Origin of the sequence: Armatimonas sp., from assembly GCF_043760365.1 — a bacterium.
Classification (GTDB): domain Bacteria; phylum Armatimonadota; class Armatimonadia; order Armatimonadales; family Armatimonadaceae; genus Armatimonas.
Window position 1 is genome coordinate 1 of sequence record NZ_JAYUPA010000650.1, and the last position, 4,055, is coordinate 4,055.

Consider the following 4,055-nt stretch of genomic DNA (forward strand, 5'->3'; position numbering starts at 1 on the left):
AACCCACCAGACCGCTTGAGACAAGTCTAACTGTTTTATCAGACCATGTCGTGGCTGTTTTTCCGTCCGCAATCGCACGATCGAGAAATACTCTCGCATCGTCACTGCCAATATCCATTTGCCCGGCAGCGTAACGTTCCCAATAGACTAGCGTGATGAAGTCACGCATAACTTCGTTCGCTCGACTGGTGTAGAGGAGCAAAAGTGGAAGTAGCTCGGTGGTGGGCAAGGTGCAAGCGAGGCGCTTGAGGTAGCACGCCGCTGGTGGCGCACCTTTTAGGTATCGAGGCGCGAAGCAATCCGTGACAATGTTCTCAAGTCGTCGGGCCGTCATATCAGGAAAACGCCCGGATTTCAGTGCCAGAACCTTAAGATCCCCCGCAGCCATGCCAGGCTCCCAGAGCTCGAGGAGCACTTTCGTTTCGTTTACTTGGCCAAGTCCTGCGGTGAGTAGCGTCGTGTACATAGCAAGCTACTCCGTCAGGTACGGATAGGACCGGAGATCGTTCTCGAAAGCAGAGAGATAAAGCTCCGCAAACTTCCGGACCGCGTCACGTTGCCGTAGCATGGACACCGAGCCTATGGCAATGGGGCCAGAGTGCGGAGCTACAGAAGACTCTCCCACCATTTCTCGAAGAGCGGTGAGTGCTACCTCGCTGCTGACTACTTTCTGAAGGATTGCCCTCATGACTTCCCCATCCTGGGCCAGGCGGTGCAGATCCAACTCCCACTCCTCGGGGAGGCGGAAAAGGTGAAAAACGTGCCCCACTCCAACGAATTCATCATGCACGCGGCGCGCTGCTTCACGCACCCCATTGTACTGAGCATGGGAGCTACTGCGCGGATAGATGGGCGAGAGAAATGCCACCGCCGTTCGATCTAAGAAGGTTGTCGGCCACCAACCGAGCTGGGGTTTCTCGCCAAGATAGCCAACTAGAACACGAAGTTCGAGCCAAGGGATTAAGGTTCGTCTACTCATAACAGGTACTCAAGTATAGCAGAAGGATGTACCTACTCTGTTCGGCCAACGGTAATAGCCAATGTCACTTGTCACCAAGCTTCTCCCAGGCCCACGGCCCATCGGGTGAATCTTGTCCTCACCCTTCAGCTCCCGCATGATCATCGGACATTACACGTCAAGACACGTCTCCTCAATAGGGAATGCCAAAGAGGTGGTTAGAATTAGATTAAGTTCTGCCTGCATTCTTTTCCGGATCAGTCGTGGTGGTAGGAGTGGATTTAAAATAGGCATTGGGGAAGCGGCAAGCAGGCTGTAATTCTGCTATGGTCACTGAAAGTAAACACATTCCATGGCGCGAATCGAACAAACCAAACAACCTGAACCGCCGAAAAAGACCGAGGCAACACGGCACATATCGGAGCGAGAGACCCTGAATCTTTGGGTTCGATCCGGTGGGCGGTGCGCTATGTGCAACACGTTCCTGCTTGAGGAGCCAGTTTTAGAGCGGCCCATCAATCTTGGGGAGCGTGCCCACATCGCCGGGTGGACTGACACCGCTGGATCACCGCGTAGCGACTCCACTGTACCGCTTCCAGATCGCAACAAGGGCAGCAACCTGCTTCTACTCTGCCAGGACTGCCATACCGTCATAGATCACCCGGACACGCGCGCCGAGTACCCCGAGGAGCGACTCCTTTCTATAAAGCACGAACACGAGGATCGCATCCATCACCTGACCGCTATGGGTCTGGATCGTGAGACAGCGGTGCTCCGGCTTTTTGGCTCGATCCGAGGCTCAGTGCCAGAGATGGCTCGGAGCCTAGCTATTCAAACCGTGGTGGATGGTGCCGGTCGCTACGCAAGGTTTCCTTTCGCTCCTGATCGGCACAGTGTAGAGATCGACTTGTCTCGGTTGCCCGAGCCGGAAGATGACGATGCCTACTGGCGATTAGGTCAAGCACAGATCGACAAGGCGATGGTGCGAATCGCGGATCATGTGTCCGAGAAACAGGTTCGCCATCTCTCGATCTTCGCAGTTGCCCGCATCCCCCTCCTCATGTATCTAGGGTTTGCCCTCGACGACAAAGTGCCCATTGACCTTTACCAGAAGCACCGTGGCGACAAAGAGGGATGGATCTGGCCCGAAGACGGCTCTGAACCTGCCTTTAAGATCGTGGCGCACCGGGACGGGGAACCCGGAGGCGACGTGGCCCTGATTCTTTCCCTGAGCGGGACGGTGCCGCTGACAGACCTTCCACCAGAAGTTGAAGGCTTAGCAGTGTTTGAAATCCTGCCCGCCGACGCTACGCCTAACCCGAATCTCTTCCGCTCGCGGGCGATGCTCAATGCGTTCGTGCGGACGTGGCAAGACCTACTCAGCCAGCTTGAAGTGACTCACAAAACGACACCCTGTATCCACGTCTTCCCGGCAGTGCCGATCACGGCAGCCGTTGCCTTCGGACGCGTGGTCATGCGCCATGTCCATCCCGCGATTCGGGTGTACGACCGCATCGGTGGCACAACATTTTGCCCTGCCCTCACTATGAATGCGCGGGAGGCACAGCAGTGAAACTGATCGAGTACTTCAAGGAGTTCCTGGAGAACGAGGTGAACCTCGACGCTCCCCAGCTGGGGCGACTGAACGGCAGCGTGGACGCGCTCACGAACTTCCTGCGGGGCAGCGCGACCTTCTCAGACCATTTCATTGATACCATCCCGCAAGGGTCGTATGCCCATAAGACGATTATCAAGCCCGTCCAAGCAAACGACGAGTTCGATGCAGACATGCTTCTTTACCTCAAGGAGGTGGAGGGTTGGTCTGCCGCCGACTACGTGGAGAACCTCTGGAGCTGCTTCCGTGGAAATGGGACTTATCGGGACAAAGCGCAGCGGCGCACCCGGTGTGTAACCATCAACTATGCGGGCGACTTCCATGTGGACGTGGTGCCCTACCTGGAGCGGCATCACGACAAGTACATCACAAACCGGAAAGAGGACGACTACGAGCTGACCAATCCAGAAGGATACAATGCCTGGCTCGATGAGAAAGACCGAACGACGAGCCGCCACCTCGTTAAGGTCATCCGGCTCGTTAAATATCTACGGGATTACAAGCAGACCTTCGATGTGAAATCAGTGATACTGAACGTCTTGCTCGGCGAGCGGGTTAATGACGCCGCGCTCCTACAAGACTCAGGCTGCTACGCCGACGTGCCGACCACTCTCCGCACCGTGATGAACCGCCTGAGCGAGTATCTCAAGTCCCGCCCACAACTCCCTTCAATCATGGACCCGAGCGGAACCGGTGAGAACTTCAGCGACCGCTGGAACCAAGCGGGGTATGCTGCGTTCCGCACGGCAGTGATGCGTTACGCTGAGTGGATCGAAGATGCTTGGTTGGAACCCAATCCTGCTCTGAGTCTCCAGAAATGGCAGCGTGTCTTTGGTGAGGGCTTCCAACCACCGAAGCCGAAGCCCTCTACGGCTCTTGTTAAGGCATCGTCCACTGCCCTGGTTCCGTTCACGAACACGGAACAGAACCTGTCTGACCTGCGTATCCCCGAGCAGTCATCTCCGCGCTATCAGGTTCGTATCCAGGGGCGGGTCATGCGCAAGCACGGTTTCCGTGATTACGTTCTCAGTGGCTCCGGTAGCAAGGTGCAGATTGGACGCCAGCTTGAGTTCTCCATTGTCCGCTGCACCGTTCCAGCACCGTATGAGGTGCTCTGGAAAGTAAAGAATAACGGTGAGGAGTCGCGCCGCCGCGACTGCATCCGGGGCCAAATCGAGCGGCGGAGCGGAAGCAATAGCATTACGGAGCCAACAGCTTTTGCTGGGCCACACTACGTGGAGTGCTACATCATCAAGGGCGGCGTGTGTGTCGCGAAGGATCGCCAAGACGTGACGATTATCTAGGGGCTGAGACCAACATGCGGATGAAGTACTCGGCAGGGATCGCCTCATCCGCTATACTGAAGTCACATGGCGAAAACCACACAACCCAGCCCGACAGCTTTGCGCCCACGGACAGCTCTCCAGCCCCCCCTTTTCGATTTGCCCCTAGACGTTCGTGCTCACCAAGGTCGCCCGATCA

The 4,055-nt window shown here is 56.4% G+C and carries 4 protein-coding genes; 2 read left to right on the forward strand and 2 right to left on the reverse strand.

The annotated features are described in order from the left end of the window. Window positions 1-466 (reverse strand): BrxA family protein (locus ACH2EH_RS15020; RefSeq protein ID WP_395142855.1); only part of this gene is annotated, 466 nt, incomplete at its 3' end. A 6-nt stretch (window positions 467-472) separates the two neighbouring features. Beyond that, a complete protein-coding gene (locus ACH2EH_RS15025; RefSeq protein WP_395142856.1) occupies window positions 473-979 on the reverse strand; it encodes a BrxE family protein in 507 nt (168 codons plus the stop codon). Between the two features lie 331 nt (window positions 980-1,310). On the opposite strand from ACH2EH_RS15025, the gene ACH2EH_RS15030 reads away from it, so the two are divergent. Together ACH2EH_RS15030 and ACH2EH_RS15035 are read left to right on the forward strand one after the other, a co-directional pair. Further along, window positions 1,311-2,531: an SAVED domain-containing protein gene (locus ACH2EH_RS15030; RefSeq protein ID WP_395142857.1), complete on the forward strand. Its 1,221-nt coding sequence runs from the start codon at window positions 1,311-1,313 to the stop codon at window positions 2,529-2,531. Continuing rightward, entirely contained in the window at window positions 2,528-3,877 is a 1,350-nt protein-coding gene (locus tag ACH2EH_RS15035) for a cyclic GMP-AMP synthase DncV-like nucleotidyltransferase (protein ID WP_395142858.1), read from the forward strand. Before ACH2EH_RS15030 ends, ACH2EH_RS15035 begins: the two co-directional genes overlap by 4 nt. Window positions 3,878-4,055: the final 178 nt, after the last annotated feature.

Excerpts from the sequence above, each read along its gene's own strand:
- ACH2EH_RS15030 (WP_395142857.1), top strand. The coding sequence starts at position 1,311 with ATGGCGCGAATCGAACAAACCAAACAACCTGAACCGCCGAAAAAGACC.
- ACH2EH_RS15025 (WP_395142856.1), bottom strand. The coding sequence starts at position 979 with ATGAGTAGACGAACCTTAATCCCTTGGCTCGAACTTCGTGTTCTAGTT.